Here is a 13,264-nt window from a genome sequence, read left to right on the forward strand (position 1 = left end):
TCGCACTTCGTCTTCTCGTTCCAGGCTGCCGCGCAACGACGACAACGCTTAGCCTGCCGAGAGTTCCGGCTGGGTGGTGTCACAACGTCCATTGCAGCGGCCCGCCAACTCCAGACGATCTTCCAGCTCGATGATCTCGAACTCGTCAACCAGCAGGACTTCAGTCTGGGAAGTGGTTTCATTGTTCATGATGCAGGATTCCTCAAGTTCCATTCAAAGGATGGCGGGACGGAGCCGCCCCACCGCTGGTGGCACACTCACCTCGACCCTCCCTCGCCTCTGCGTGCCCTGAGACGGGGACTTCGCTGCCGTTGCAGGCAGCAAACCTGTTCAACGTCGCGCGCTCAGCACCAGCAGGTCGCGGCCGACCATGGCTCGCAGCCACGCGGCGCCTCGGGCCGCAACTTCCTGCGGAATGCCATCGCCCCGGACCGCCTGCGACATGTCTTCGTCAAAGAATTCTGCGGCATCGGCCGGAACCTTGTAGCCCCGCATGCTGAGCGCGTCGAGCAGCATCACATCACCCGAGCTTCCCAGTGCGGTTGCGCGTCTCGGATTGACGGCCACGCGCGCATGCCCTTCAAGCACCTGGCGCACGATGATCTCCGCCGCCCCCGCATCCATCTCGCCGTGCGGTTCGGGCACACGCCACTGATGGAAGAGGTCCCCACCACACCACTCTCCGGCGAATTCACTCAGATCATCGGCCAGCAACCCGTACAGCGACTGGGCAGCGTCAGCCACGAACACTGTCGCTTCGCGTCCGGACAGACGACCGCCCGGATCAAGCACCGTGCCGAATCGACAGACGCGACTGTCTCCCTCGGAATGTGCGATGACGGGAAGGATCGGCGTGCCAAACTTTGCCGCCATGGTCAGCAGGCCATCTTTGACCATGACGTTGCGGCCATGCATGGTCACCTGCGTTCGACGCTCAGTGCCCCGCGGGCCATCCATGCCTGTATTGCCGTCCAGAGTGGAGTACACCAGCCCCTTACGCCCCAAAGCTCGTGCAATTGCCAAGGCGCCACCAGGCACTTCAACGTTGATGTAATGGAAGTACTGCCACATGGCCGCCCCCGGCGTCGCGGCCTGGGCAGCGTGATAATCCCGCCAGGCGTCTGTAGCCAGCGGCAAATGCATGTGCAGCCCCGCGTTGGCAAGGTCCGAGGCGATGTGCCGCATATGCCCTTGATGAAATGAGGCGACCAGCAGACCACGTCCGAGTGCAAGCAGTGATTGGACGCGTTCGACCAGGCCACCCTGCAGGTGCGGCGGCGGAGGCAGCACACCCTGCCCAGGGAGATAGTGCTGGTAATACTCCCATCCAAGCCACAGCTTGGACAGCACCGCGGACCGTGCGGTGGCCTCGACGCGCTGCGGCGACCAAAGCGTGCCGAACAACGATATCAGGTTCATCCGGTAGGCATTCAGACCATAGGATGCAAGGTCGGTATCGGTCATCGCGTGGATGGCCGCGTGCATCATCGAGTGTGTCGCGCCCTTGGCAAGCAGGTCTTCGTAGTGCGTCCGTGCATCGCTCATAGTACGTTCCTTCGCCATGGCGTCAGTTGGCCGCATCAACGAGCTCGCGCTCGGGTGTGGCGCCCGCATAAGTGGGAAGAGGCAGCGGCAGCAGATCTACCGCACTGCGCTGCTGCGCCTGCTTGGCCTCGAAGAAATCCACCATCTCCTGTTTGGCGGTCCTGCGAATGCCCGGACAGGGACGGCGGCCGGTATCGAAGCGGATCTGGGGACAGTGAATACCCTGACATGCCGGCAACATATGGCAGCTCTGACAGCCGGTGTCGCGTTCGAAAGCCGGCTCGGTCCACAACGCGAACTTGTCCTGATCCAGTTGCAGCGTGCCGTCGCGTGACAGCGTCCCGACGATGTTGCGGTCGCGCTTGTCGAGGTCGATGGTGCACTTCATCAGATCGCCATGGGCACCCACGATGAAGTTGTATGGTCTGGCGGCATAGCAGACCTGCGATCCAACACCAGCTCCGGGCATCCAGCCGCTGGTCACCCTCAGCCCGAGCGTGCGCGCGGCCGCTTTCAACTTCATGCGGTAATGCTGCGCCTCATCGCGCCCGCAAACGGCCAGATCCGCGTCGTTGTCACCGCCCCAGCGCCCGACCGAATGGAACGAAATGGTAAAGCGGTTGTCGCCGGCGAAGGCTGCACGCAGTTTCTCGAGCATGGGCTCGAGTTTCGGAGCATTTTCGCTGGTGAAATTGACCCGGATGACGACGCTGTAATCTTCCGGGCGCCGTGACAGGCTGACCAGGTTTTTGTAGATGGTATCGAAAGTCCCGCTCCCATCGCGAGCCGGTCGCATCTTGTCGTGGTCCTCGGCCAGACCGTCCAACGTGATCTGGAAGTCGGTGATCTCCGCCGCCAGCAGCCGCTGTGCCACGTCGTCAGTCAACAAGAAGCCGTTGGTCGTCATGTGGCTGAAGTATGAAATCCCATGCTCCTGCGCGATTTCGGCGAAGAAGGGCGCGAGCTCGTCGATGGCCTCCATGCCATACAGCGGTTCGCCGCCGAACCAGTTGACGGTCAACTCGCGCAAGGTCTTGGCGCGGGCTCTTACAAGATTACGGATTCCTTCACGCACCTCGGGCAGCATGGTGCCGCGCCGGAAATCCTCATAGCAGTAAGTACACCGGAAATTGCAGTCTTCCGATGGCAGCAGGATCAGCTCGAGCTTGTCGGTGCGGTGACTTTCTTTGCCGAACGCGTGTTGCACGCGCCGAAGTTCGTCCGCACTCTCAGGGACGAGGTAGCCTCGGTCAGTGAGATAAGCAACCAGCCGCGACGCATCCGATGCAACACCCCGGCGCGAGATGAGCTCGAGCACGGCGTCACGTTGCGTTGGCTTGAACGCATTCATGTTGCCTGTGTAGGTATTCCAAAGCAGCAACCAGCCCTCAGCCGTGGTGGCCTGGACATTGAATCTGGACGGGCTACAACGCTCCACGCTTGAAGCGATCGCATCGCTGACTAGCAGGATGGGAATCGCGTCAAGGGGCGACTTGACAAGTACGTTGACCGGATTGCTCATGGAAGTCCTTTCTCGTTGCGTCCGACACGCGCACGCAAAAGCGACGCGGACAGGGGCTGCGGTCGACTACCAAACACATTTTATTCACGGCGTTGCTGGCCAAAGCACGCAGACGGCGACGATTCTGGGCAAGCCGTCGGGCGTTATCGCGGCGTGAAGGAGAAACCTAAGGAATTACGACGATTTGTAACGGATACTGCGGGACGTCCCGATCATGTTCAACCGTTCCATGGCTCGTAAAGCTGAGCAGTGACTGAATTTATACATATATTTCGAACGGTGTAAACCCTGTTGCCTCGCTTTTTTTTTGGGGGGGGTGACACGGGGCACTTCACAGATTCCCGCAGCAGGAATGAGGTCCTCGATCACCGATGAATACCCACGACGATTGGATACGCATGCATTCTGCGCGGGAGCAGGACGATTCCGGCATCACCTGTCAAAGCATCTGCACTGGATGCGTAATACGGCGTCCGATCTCGCTGAGGCCACTCAGCAGGCGAACGCAACGGCTTGATCTCCGAGCCGCCAACTCTGCGTTCTGCGCGACCGTCATCATCGCGCCCAGCGCCTTCAGCCTTTGCAGCCCCAGTTGTCCGCTAAATAAGTTGTTGCCACCAAGGAAAAGAAGCAGCTCGCCAGCGAATCCACGTGACAGGTGAGCTCGCCACCAAGCGTTTCGCTTGCCGGCTCATCTTCGGTTTCCCATCACCAGGGTTCATGCCAATGTGCGTGTGTTCGCCGGATCTCATCGCCCCTCGGACTGATACTCTGGCTGCCAAGCATCACCGCCAGGTCACAGTTTTATGCGTCTTTCGATAAACACCATGATGCTGTTTATGGCCCTGACGGCGGCGCGATCGAACATTGGGCACGAGTCGACCACCGCCATGTCCTCCATACAACTTCCCGATGCAGTTGTACCGGCTGCACTGGATCGCGTGCTGCGCGACTACGAGAAGGCGTGGCGCAACGGTGATGCCAAGGCACTGGCTGCGCTGTTCGCCGAGGACGGATTCATTCTGCAGGGCAACCAGCCGCCCGTGCGTGGGCGCGCGGCGATCGAGGCGGCGTATGCCGGCCAGGGAAGCAGCCCGTTGCGGCTGCGTGCGCTGGCCTATGCCGCTGAGGAAACCACCGGTTACATCATTGGTGCCTACACCTACGGCAACAACGTGGGCGATACCGGGAAGTTCACGCTGACGTTGAAGCGCGTGGGCGATGGACCATGGCTGATCTTCTCTGACATGGACAACACCAACGCGCCGCCGCGGTCGCGATGATGGGCGCTACGGGTTCCACAGTAGATCCACGCCATGCGTGGATGGGTTTCGCGCACGCAAAAAAAAAACCCGGCGCTGGGCCGGGGGTTTTTCGATTCACTTGAACAGCGTGTCCGGATATTCCGGTTTCTGTTCGCGTGCCAACAGCGCACGCAATCCTTCTTCCGGAGTCTGCTCGCCATGCAGCACCGCGCGCACGCGGTCGGAGATGGGCAGGTCGATGCCATGACGGCGCGCCTGTCGCATCACTTCGTCGGCGGTCTGCACCGACTCGACCACCTGGCCGATCTCGCGGATGGCGTCCTGCAGCGTCTGCCCGCGGCCCAGGGCCAGGCCCAGGCGGCGGTTGCGCGACAGGTCGCCGGTGCAGGTCAGCACCAGGTCGCCCAGGCCCGCCAGGCCCATCAGCGTTTCCGGCTTGGCGCCAATCGCTGCCGCCAGGCGCAGCATCTCGTTGAGGCCACGGGTGATCAGGCCGGCACGGGCGTTGAGGCCCAGCTGCATGCCATCGGCGACGCCGGTGGCCACGGCCAGTACGTTCTTCATCGCACCGCCCAGTTCGGCACCGACCATGTCGTCGCCGGTGTAAGCGCGGAACGCCGGGCCGTGCATCGCCTCGGCCACGGTCTGCGCGAACTCGGGCACCTCGCCGTGCACAGTGATCGCGGTCGGCAGGCCCAGAGTCACTTCCTTGGCGAACGACGGCCCGGTGACAACGGCCAGCGGCACGTCCTCGCCCAGCACTTCGCGCGCCACTTCATGCAGGAAGCGGCCAGAGCCAGGCTCGAAACCCTTGGTGGCCCAGGCCACACCGGCACCGGCCGGACGCAGCGGTGCCAGCGCGCGCACGGTTTCACCGAATGCATGCGACGGGGTCACCACCAGGATCCAGGCGGCACCCTCCACCGCCGACGCGAGGTCGGTAGTGGCGCGCAGCGATTCCGGCAACGGAATGCCTGGCAGGTAGCGCGGATTCTCGTGGCGCTGGTCGATGGCCTCGACCACGGCGGCATCGCGCCCCCACAGCACGGTCTGGCGACCGTGGCGGGCGAGCAGCGTCGCCAGCGCGGTTCCCCAGGAACCGGCGCCGAGTACGGCAATCTTGTCAGCGGTAGTGCTCATCCGTGACGTCGCGGCCGGGATCAGGCGTTGCCGGCCGGCTCGGAGTCAGCCAGCGACGGTGCGTCGCCCTGCTCCTGGCGCTGGCGCAGGGTTTCTGCGTACAGGCCTTCGAAGTTGATCGGCTGCAGGAAGAACGGCGGGAAGCCGCCGGCCTGGATCAGGTCGCTGACCAGCTGGCGCACGTACGGGAACAGGATGTTCGGGCACTGGGTGCCGAGCAGCACGTCGATCGACTGCGGGTCCAGGCCGACCAAGCCAAACACGCCGGCCTGCTTCACTTCGGCCACGTACGCGGTGCGCTCGCCGGCCTGGCAGGTCAGGGTCACGGCCAGCACGACTTCAAAGGCATTCTCGCCCAGACGCTGGACCTGCTGGTTCAGGTTGAGCTGCAGTTCCGGCTGCACCTGGTCGTTGAAGATCGACGGAGCATTCGGCGACTCGAAGGAAACGTCCTTGACGTAGATCTTCTCGACGGTGAACGCGGGGCCGGTGGCGGCATCGACCGGCGCGACAGCGCCGTTGGTGGTCTCTTCGGACATTTCCAGTAACTCCAGTGAATGCAATGAAAACGATGGTCGAATTACTGCGATGGGGGCGGCGGAGGGCGCAAACAAGGCCACATCCGCCACCGCCTGCGATCAGTTGCGGCCCTTGACCAGCGGCAGTTCTGCCTGCTGCCACGCAGGGATGCCGCCGTCGAGCACGAAGACCTTCTCGAAGCCGGCCTTCTTCAGCGCCTTGGCGGCGGTCTCGGAGGCGTTGCCGCTGCGGCACACCAATACCACCGGGGCCTGCTTGGCGTTGGCCACCAGCTTGTGTTCGGGGCCGAACGCGCTGGCCTGGGCACTGCGGCTGCCGGCGATGTGGCCCTTTTCGAAATCGGCGCTGGGCGACAGATCCACCACCACCGTGCCGCCCGCGTTGATCAGCTGGGTCAGTTCGGCGGGCTTGATGCCCTTGAAGCCCCGGAACAGGCGGCGGATTTCGGTGACGATGAGGGCCACGGTCAGGCCGACCAGGGCCGCGGACAGCATCGGGTTTCGGCCTGCGAAGGCCAGCAACTCTTCGTAATTCACTCAGGTCACGGGTCGATTAAGCGGGCGCCGATTGTCGCACAAGCCGGACGCGCCCCGTCACTGCCCCTGCCAGAGGTCCGGCAGGCCCGCGCTTTGCCACCAGCGCTTGGCTTCCGGATCCCAGCGCCAGCGCTCGGTGACCACCACGGTGCGCTCGGCCTGGGTGTTCTGGTTGATCACCCCGATTTCCACCCGGCGCTCGACCACGCCACCCTCCAGCGCTGCCGTGCTGCGCTCGCGGTAGGACGATACGCGCAGCTGGGCATAGCGGTTGAGCTCGAATTCGGTTGGCGGCTTGGACTTGCGCAGCTGCGGGTCCAGATAGGCGATGGCGTCATCCATGCTGCCCCAGCGGATGGTGGCGCCGTAGGCGATCTGGGTCTCTTCCAGCAGCTTGCGCTGCTTGCGGCTGAGGTCGTCGGCGGCAGCACCGGCAGCGGCGCTGAGCAGCAGCAGGGAACACAGGAGGATCTGGATGAGGCGGCGCATCGGTGGGTTCCGCAGGGCGTCAGCCTGCCATCCTACCCTTTGGCGAAGGCAACGAAACGACCGCTGAATTCAGCCGCGGCCTTGCCATCGGCGCCGGGCTGGGTGGCGACGATGCTGATGCGGGCCTTGCCGCGCTGGCGGAAGGTGGCCAGGAAGGTGTCCCAGGCGCCGCTTCCGGTGGCTTCGGCGTGGGCATGCAGGTCTTCATAGACCGGCGCCAGGTAGCGCAGGTTGCTGTCGGCCACGTAGACCTCGGCGTCGTGGCCGGCCAGGCGCAGGCGCAGGCTGACCAGCGCCCAGCCGGACAGGGTCAGCACCGAGGCCAGGCTGCCGCCGAACGCATTGCCCTTGTCATTGACGTTGGCCACCAGCGGCGCGGTGATGCGCAGCACGCCGTCGGCATAGCCATCCAGGCGGATCTGCATCGCGCGGACCGCTGGCATGCAGTCCAGCACGTCCTGCAGGGCAGCCAGCGAAGAGGTCAGGGCATCAACAGCCATCAGCAGCAACCACGACAATAAAGGGCCCGCATAATGACGGGAATGGCCAACCATACGATACCCACTGGCTGGACCCTGATCTCGCTGCGCCCGCAGGGTCAGCAGGCGGCGCTGCGCCGTGCCGCAGCAGGGCTGGGAGGCCGCACTGTCGCGCTTTCGCCCTGGCGGCTGCAGCGTCTGCAGGGCAGCGCTGCGCACCAGCAACTGCAACGGGCGCTGACCAGCGATCGGGTGGTGTTCACCAGCCCGGCGGCCGTCGCGGCGGCGGCCAGCCTGATACCGCTGGCAGCAGCGCAGCGCAGCCCGTGGCTGACGGTGGGCGAAGGCACCGCGCGTGCGCTGCTGGCGCATGGCGTCGCCGACGTCCATGCGCCCCAGCGGATGGACAGCGAGGGCCTGCTGGCGCTGCCGGTGCTGGGCGATGTGCGGGGCATGCGGATCGGGCTGGTGACCGCACCGGGAGGCCGTGGTCTGATTGCTGCCGAACTGCAGGCCGCGGGCGCACAGATCATCCGCGCCGATGTTTACCGACGGCTGCCGCTGCGCTTGTCGCGGCGCATGCTGGCGCGTTTGGCCCGTTCTCCGACACCCTGGCTGCTGGCCATCAGCAGCGGCGAGGCCTTGCAGCGCTTCTGGCAGCAGCTGCCTGCGCACTGGCAGCAGCGGCTGCAGGCGAACGCGATCGCGCTGGTGGCCAGCGACCGGCTGGGCGTGCAGGCGCAGGCGCTGGGGCTGACCCGGGTAGTGCGCAGCGAGGGGCCCACCCATCTTCAGTTGATTGCCGCTGCACACGCTGCGCTCACCGGCCCGGCAGCGACCTGAACAGGCACCCGGCAGCGGCTTGCCGGTGTCGTCGGCAACAGTGATGCTGTGCACAACGCTGCCTGCCGGATCTGTTCCGGTGTTGCCGCCGACAAGGAAGCCCGATGAACGACACTCTGCCGCCCGCTCCATCGCCCCATCGCCCCATGCGCTGGCTGCTGCCGCTTGCCGCGCTGGCGGTGCTGGGCGCGGGCGGCTATGCCGGTTACCGCTATTGGCAGAAGCAGCAGAGCGACCAGCTTGCGCTGGCGCAGACCACCGCCGTGCAGCTGAAGGGGCTGGAGGACACGGTCGAGGCCCTGCGCCGCGACCAGCGCGCCGCCAGCCAGCGCCTGCAGGATGCGGCCACCACCAACCGGGTGCTGCGCGACGAAGTGCTGGGCCTGTCACAGCGCAGTGCCCTGCTGGAGGAGAATCTGGCCAAGCTGGCCGACAGCGCCAACCAGGGCCGCCAGGCGGTGCAGCGCGATGAGGCCGAACTGCTGCTGACCCAGGCCGCGCAGCGTCTGGCCTTCGCCGATGACGTGGACGGCTCGCGTCGGCTATATGCGCTGGCCGCCACCGCACTGGCCGATCTTCCCGACAGCGACGGGCTGAACCTGCGCCAGGCACTGGTGCAAGAACGCAACGCACTGGATGCGTTGGGCGCGGGCCCTCGCGTGCAGTCGCTGCAACGCCTGGACGCGCTGGGCAAGGCGCTGCAGGGCCTGCCTTCGCAGATCGCGCAGACGCCGGCCGACAACACCGCAAAACCGTGGTGGCAGGCCGCGCTGGCGCCCTTCGTGGACATCACCCCGAGCCACTTGAACGGTCCGTTGACCTCGGCCGAACGCACCACCATCGACACGGCGCTGCAGCTGGAACTGACGCTCGCCCGCGCCGCGATCGAGCGCGGCGACGGCAGCGGCCGCGATGCCGCGCTGAACAGAATCGATCTCTGGGCGCAGCGGCGGTGGCCGGATTCACCGGACCTGCGCGCGCAACGTGCTGAACTCCATGCCCTGCGCACGCTGCCATTGCAGGCCGATGACACCGTGCTTGGCAGCACCCTGCAACAACTGCGTACCCAGACCGACCGGAGGTAAGCCCGTATGAAACCCCTGCAATCACTGGTCGTGCTGTTACTGGCAGTGGCCATTGGCGTGGTTGCCGCGCAATGGCTCGGCACCGATGACCTGAACCGCTACGGCGAAGTAACACTGCGCTACGCCGGCTACGACTACCACAGCAACCTGCCGAAGGTGGCGCTGCTGTCGGTGATCGGCGTGCTGGTGCTGTGGCTGCTGTGGAGCCTGATCGCCGCACCCTTCCGTGCCTGGGGCCGCTACCGCCGCAAGCAGGGCCGGGTGCGCCTGATCGATGGTCTGCTGGCGTACGAACATGGCCAATGGCAGCGCGCGGAGAAGCTGCTGGACGGCGCCGCCAAGGATCCAGAAGTCAGCGGGGTTGCCCTGGCCAATGCCGTGCGCAGTGCGCAGGTGCGGGCCGATGCACCCGCTGCCGAGGCGCTGCTGCAGCGTCTGGGCGAAAGCGATGCGACGTTGCAGGCACTGCTGCGTGCCGAGCAGCTGCTGGCCAACGATCTGCCGGTGGATGCGATCAACGCGCTGGACGTGGCGGCGATCCAGCCGCTACCGCCGCGCGGTCTGTGGCTGCGTACCGAAGCGCTGGCACGCGCTGGCCGCGCGCACGAGGCTTATGGCCAGCTGGGCGCACTGCGCCAGACCAAGGTGCTGCCGGCCGAGGCCAGCAGCGAACTGGAAGCACGCCTGGCCGCGCAGGCACTGCTGGAAGCAGGCGACGTCAACGCACTGGCTACGCAATGGGAAGCCACGCCGAAGGCGCTGCGACCGACCCCGGACGTAGTTGCCGCCTACGCCACCCGTGCGGTTGCACTGGACTGGGACGAACCGGCACTGCTGGCGCTTGAGCAGGCGCTGGACCATCGCTGGAATGACGAACTGGTGGCGTTGTACGGTCGCCTGCCGGCCGAGCGTCTGGCTACACGCCAGGCGAACCTGCAGCGCTGGCGTAACGTGCACGACGATTCGGCCGCCCTGCGCCTGGCCCAGGGCCGCATCGCGCTGGCGCAGCAGCAATGGGACGCCGCCGACGCGTTCCTGCATGAAGCCATCGCCGCCGGTGCCGGTGCACCTGCATGGGAAGCGCTGGGCGAAGCCTTCGTACAACGTGGCGAGCACGCGCTGGCCGCTCAGTGCCTGACCAACGCACTGCGCCTGCAGCGCGGCGAAGACAGCGTGGCGCTGGTGCGGGCATCGGCAGCAGTGGTCGACCCGCCGCTGCATGCAACCGTCGAAGAGCAGCCGATTGCACCGTTGCCGCCGGTGTATGACGCCAACGAGGAACGCGACGCGTTCGGCAACCCGCGATTGCCGTAACCATGGCTGGTGGGTGCCGACCAACGGTCGGCCCCCCCAGAGGATGCAATCAACGAAAACGCCGCCCATCGGGCGGCGTTCTTGTGTGTAGATCCACGCCATGCGTGGATGCTCTTCGAGCAGTGCCAAGCGAGCTTGGCATCTACCAGAGCAGTCGCATCAACGTTCGACGATCGCCACCACGCCCATGCCACCAGCGGTGCAGATCGACACCAGCGCACGGCCACCGCCGCGCTCGGCCAGCTGTTTGGCCGCCGTGGCGATCACGCGTGCGCCGGTGGCGGCGAACGGGTGACCGGTGGCCAGCGACGAACCCAGCAGGTTGATCTTGTCCGGATCGATGCGACCCATCGGTGCATCCAGACCCAGGCGGTTGCGGCAATAATCCTCGCTCTCCCACGCACGCAGGGTGCACAGCACCTGTGCGGCGAAGGCTTCGTGGATCTCGTAGATGTCGAAGTCCTGCAGGGTCAGGCCGTTGCGCTTGAGCATCTCCGGCACGGCCACGGTCGGTGCCATCAACAGGCCTTCGCCGTGCACGAAATCGACGGCCGACACGTGTGCATCGCGCAGGTAGGCCTGCGGCTCGTGGCCATGCGCCCGCGCCCACTCTTCGCTGGCCAGCAGCACGGCGGCGGCGCCGTCGGTCAGCGGGGTGGAATTGGCAGCAGTCAGGGTGCCGCGGCCGGACACCTTGTCGAAGGCCGGCTTCAGCGTCGCCAGCTTTTCCAGCGAGGTATCGGCGCGCAGGATGTTGTCGCGCTCGACGCCGCGGAACGGTGCGATCAGGTCGTTGAAGAAGCCGCGCTCATAGGCGGCAGCCAGCTTCTTGTGCGAGGACACCGCCCACTCGTCCTGCGAGTCGCGCGAGATGTTCCACTCCTTGGCCATGTCCTCGCAATGGTCGCCCATGCTCTTGCCGGTACGCGGCTCGGCCACGCCCGGGAACTCCGGCTTGAGCTCGGCGAACTTGAAGCCGGAGGTCAGCGCGCGGATCTTGTCGCCGGTGCTCTTGGCACGGTTGGCCGCAAGCAGGCGCGCACGCAGCTTCTTGCCGTACACGATCGGCACGTCGGAAGTGGTATCCGAACCGCCGCCGATGCCGGACTCGATCTGGCCCAGCGCAATCTTGTTGGCAACCGTGATGATGCTGTCCAGCGAGGTGCCGCAGGCGCGCTGCAGGGTGATGCCGGGGGTCAACGGCGACAGGCCCGAGGACAGCGTCGCTTCGCGGCCCAGGTTCCAGTCGCTGGAGTGCTTGATGACCGCACCCATCGCCACTTCGCCCAGCTGCTGGCCGTGCAGGCCGAAGCGCTCGACCAGCGCTCCCAGCGTGCGCACCGACATGCCGAGGTTGCCGACATCCGAATACGCGGTGTTCTGGCGGCAGAACGGAATGCGGACGCCACCGAGTATGGCGACGGGACGAGCGTTGGGCATGGAGATACCTGGCATGGATGAGGGTGTCTGCAACATGGCCTGCACGACAGAGCAGGCATAATGGGGCCAAGTGTAGCTGCCGCCCTGTGATGGGCCAACCGTGGAACCATGAGCAAACCCGACCCTGCGATGAATGCCCTTGGCGTGCTGGCCCTGGAACTGGCCGGCGGCGAAATCCCCCGCCGGGCAGTGCTCAGCGCTGAACAGGCCGGTGAACTGGCCGAACGCGTCGGCCGCGACCTGTCCAAGCTGGTGCCCCAGGTGGCCGAGCTGGACCTGGTGTTCGCCGCCGCCCATTTCGATCCGGCCGAAGTGCTTCGCCCGGGCTGGCCGATCCATCGCCGCCTGGAAGAACTGCAGATGCGTGCGCCCGGCCGCAACCAGGGCCCGCGCGTGCTGGCCTTCGGTGCCGATGCCAACGGTGATGTGCCGCTGCCGTTCCAGGCCGACGCCAGCTTGGTTGGCGGTGGCCTGCGGGTGGTGCCGTTCCTGCTGACCGGCAGCGAGGTGGCAACCACGGCGGCCGTGGCCGATGCACTGGAAGACGTGCTGCTGGCCAATGGCATGGCCCATGCCGATACCGCGCTGATGGCGCAGAACACGTTCGGTGCGCGCGTCGAGCACGCGCGCTATTTCACCGTGAACGACCTGGCCGCAATGATGTCGATGCAGTACGACAACCAAGGCCTGGCCGCGCTGTGGCCGCTGATTGAAACCGCGATCATGGCCCCGGGCCAGGACGAGTGGCTGAGTGACGCGCCCGAGCCGTTGTTGCGCTATACGCAGGGCGAAGCGCGCATGGCGCTGTTCGACCCGGCCGGCTGGTGCGCCCATTACAACCACGGCAAGGGCGACTGCGAGCGACTGCAGGGCATCTACGAGCAGTTCCTGATGCGCCAGCGGCAGATGGCCGCAGTGCTGGAAGCGCACGGTGTGCCGGTGCTGTTCGTGCATTGCGAGGCTGGGCAGAACGCGCGCGAACTGCTGGCGCGCTGATCTGGTGGTAGTGCCGGCCGCTGGCCGGCAGCCACCAGAATTTCGAATTCCGGCCACCGGCCGGCACTAC

The 13,264-nt window shown here is 65.7% G+C and carries 14 protein-coding genes; 5 read left to right on the plus strand and 9 right to left on the minus strand.

Features of this window, described 5'->3' with window-relative positions:
* Positions 1-48: 48 nt before the first annotated feature.
* The 3 genes from WKB25_RS18690 to WKB25_RS18700 all read right to left on the minus strand — a co-directional run bounded on the left by WKB25_RS18690 (position 49) and on the right by WKB25_RS18700 (position 3,067).
* Positions 49-189, minus strand: coding sequence for a hypothetical protein (locus WKB25_RS18690; protein ID WP_329892326.1), 141 nt, complete (start codon positions 187-189; stop codon positions 49-51).
* Between the two features lie 141 nt (positions 190-330).
* Positions 331-1,545 carry a hypothetical protein gene (locus tag WKB25_RS18695; protein WP_340572278.1) on the minus strand — a complete coding sequence of 405 codons (1,215 nt, stop codon included), beginning with the start codon at positions 1,543-1,545 and terminating at the stop codon, positions 331-333.
* A gap of 22 nt (positions 1,546-1,567) precedes the next feature.
* Positions 1,568-3,067: a radical SAM protein gene (locus WKB25_RS18700; protein WP_340572279.1), complete on the minus strand. Its 1,500-nt coding sequence runs from the start codon at positions 3,065-3,067 to the stop codon at positions 1,568-1,570.
* A gap of 890 nt (positions 3,068-3,957) precedes the next feature.
* On the opposite strand from WKB25_RS18700, the gene WKB25_RS18705 reads away from it, so the two are divergent.
* Positions 3,958-4,350 (plus strand): nuclear transport factor 2 family protein, encoded by a 393-nt coding sequence (locus WKB25_RS18705; protein ID WP_340572281.1) that lies wholly within the window; start codon positions 3,958-3,960, stop codon positions 4,348-4,350.
* Positions 4,351-4,446: 96 nt separating this feature from the next.
* Here WKB25_RS18705 and WKB25_RS18710 read toward each other — a convergent pair whose 3' ends face one another.
* The 5 genes from WKB25_RS18710 to WKB25_RS18730 form a co-directional block, all read right to left on the minus strand.
* Positions 4,447-5,472, minus strand: coding sequence for an NAD(P)H-dependent glycerol-3-phosphate dehydrogenase (locus WKB25_RS18710; RefSeq protein WP_340572283.1), 1,026 nt, complete (start codon positions 5,470-5,472; stop codon positions 4,447-4,449).
* Between the two features lie 20 nt (positions 5,473-5,492).
* A complete protein-coding gene (gene secB, locus WKB25_RS18715) occupies positions 5,493-6,011 on the minus strand; it encodes a protein-export chaperone SecB (protein ID WP_025875931.1) in 519 nt (172 codons plus the stop codon).
* A gap of 99 nt (positions 6,012-6,110) precedes the next feature.
* Complete coding sequence (locus WKB25_RS18720) at positions 6,111-6,548, minus strand: rhodanese-like domain-containing protein (protein ID WP_025875933.1); 438 nt, start codon at positions 6,546-6,548, stop codon at positions 6,111-6,113.
* 57 nt (positions 6,549-6,605) lie between these two features.
* Entirely contained in the window at positions 6,606-7,037 is a 432-nt protein-coding gene (locus WKB25_RS18725; RefSeq protein ID WP_340572285.1) for a hypothetical protein, read from the minus strand.
* Positions 7,038-7,069: 32 nt separating this feature from the next.
* Positions 7,070-7,537: a YiiD C-terminal domain-containing protein gene (locus tag WKB25_RS18730; RefSeq protein ID WP_089242022.1), complete on the minus strand. Its 468-nt coding sequence runs from the start codon at positions 7,535-7,537 to the stop codon at positions 7,070-7,072.
* Between the two features lie 33 nt (positions 7,538-7,570).
* On the opposite strand from WKB25_RS18730, the gene WKB25_RS18735 reads away from it, so the two are divergent.
* The 3 genes from WKB25_RS18735 (at position 7,571) to WKB25_RS18745 (ending at position 10,758) form a co-directional block, all read left to right on the plus strand.
* Positions 7,571-8,359 carry a uroporphyrinogen-III synthase gene (locus WKB25_RS18735; protein ID WP_340572287.1) on the plus strand — a complete coding sequence of 263 codons (789 nt, stop codon included), beginning with the start codon at positions 7,571-7,573 and terminating at the stop codon, positions 8,357-8,359.
* Positions 8,360-8,463: 104 nt separating this feature from the next.
* Complete coding sequence (locus WKB25_RS18740; RefSeq protein ID WP_340572288.1) at positions 8,464-9,444, plus strand: uroporphyrinogen-III C-methyltransferase; 981 nt, start codon at positions 8,464-8,466, stop codon at positions 9,442-9,444.
* A gap of 6 nt (positions 9,445-9,450) precedes the next feature.
* Positions 9,451-10,758 (plus strand): heme biosynthesis HemY N-terminal domain-containing protein, encoded by a 1,308-nt coding sequence (locus tag WKB25_RS18745; RefSeq protein WP_340572290.1) that lies wholly within the window; start codon positions 9,451-9,453, stop codon positions 10,756-10,758.
* A gap of 159 nt (positions 10,759-10,917) precedes the next feature.
* Here WKB25_RS18745 and WKB25_RS18750 read toward each other — a convergent pair whose 3' ends face one another.
* Positions 10,918-12,213: an acetyl-CoA C-acetyltransferase gene (locus tag WKB25_RS18750; protein ID WP_088100805.1), complete on the minus strand. Its 1,296-nt coding sequence runs from the start codon at positions 12,211-12,213 to the stop codon at positions 10,918-10,920.
* A gap of 93 nt (positions 12,214-12,306) precedes the next feature.
* On the opposite strand from WKB25_RS18750, the gene WKB25_RS18755 reads away from it, so the two are divergent.
* Positions 12,307-13,194, plus strand: a complete 888-nt coding sequence (locus WKB25_RS18755; protein WP_340572292.1) for a hypothetical protein — start codon at positions 12,307-12,309, stop codon at positions 13,192-13,194.
* Positions 13,195-13,264: the final 70 nt, after the last annotated feature.

Origin of the sequence: Stenotrophomonas sp. G106K1 (assembly GCF_037969685.1) — a bacterium.
GTDB classification, from domain to species: domain Bacteria; phylum Pseudomonadota; class Gammaproteobacteria; order Xanthomonadales; family Xanthomonadaceae; genus Stenotrophomonas; species Stenotrophomonas lactitubi.

Bases quoted from the DNA above. Each gene is read 5' to 3' on its own strand.
- WKB25_RS18690 (WP_329892326.1), bottom strand. From the start codon at position 189: ATGAACAATGAAACCACTTCCCAGACTGAAGTCCTGCTGGTTGACGAG.
- WKB25_RS18695 (WP_340572278.1), bottom strand. From the start codon at position 1,545: ATGAGCGATGCACGGACGCACTACGAAGACCTGCTTGCCAAGGGCGCG.
- WKB25_RS18700 (WP_340572279.1), bottom strand. From the start codon at position 3,067: ATGAGCAATCCGGTCAACGTACTTGTCAAGTCGCCCCTTGACGCGATT.
- WKB25_RS18705 (WP_340572281.1), top strand. From the start codon at position 3,958: ATGTCCTCCATACAACTTCCCGATGCAGTTGTACCGGCTGCACTGGAT.
- WKB25_RS18710 (WP_340572283.1), bottom strand. From the start codon at position 5,472: ATGAGCACTACCGCTGACAAGATTGCCGTACTCGGCGCCGGTTCCTGG.
- secB (WP_025875931.1), bottom strand. From the start codon at position 6,011: ATGTCCGAAGAGACCACCAACGGCGCTGTCGCGCCGGTCGATGCCGCC.
- WKB25_RS18725 (WP_340572285.1), bottom strand. From the start codon at position 7,037: ATGCGCCGCCTCATCCAGATCCTCCTGTGTTCCCTGCTGCTGCTCAGC.
- WKB25_RS18730 (WP_089242022.1), bottom strand. From the start codon at position 7,537: ATGGCTGTTGATGCCCTGACCTCTTCGCTGGCTGCCCTGCAGGACGTG.
- WKB25_RS18735 (WP_340572287.1), top strand. From the start codon at position 7,571: ATGACGGGAATGGCCAACCATACGATACCCACTGGCTGGACCCTGATC.
- WKB25_RS18740 (WP_340572288.1), top strand. From the start codon at position 8,464: ATGAACGACACTCTGCCGCCCGCTCCATCGCCCCATCGCCCCATGCGC.
- WKB25_RS18745 (WP_340572290.1), top strand. From the start codon at position 9,451: ATGAAACCCCTGCAATCACTGGTCGTGCTGTTACTGGCAGTGGCCATT.
- WKB25_RS18750 (WP_088100805.1), bottom strand. From the start codon at position 12,213: ATGCCAGGTATCTCCATGCCCAACGCTCGTCCCGTCGCCATACTCGGT.
- WKB25_RS18755 (WP_340572292.1), top strand. From the start codon at position 12,307: ATGAGCAAACCCGACCCTGCGATGAATGCCCTTGGCGTGCTGGCCCTG.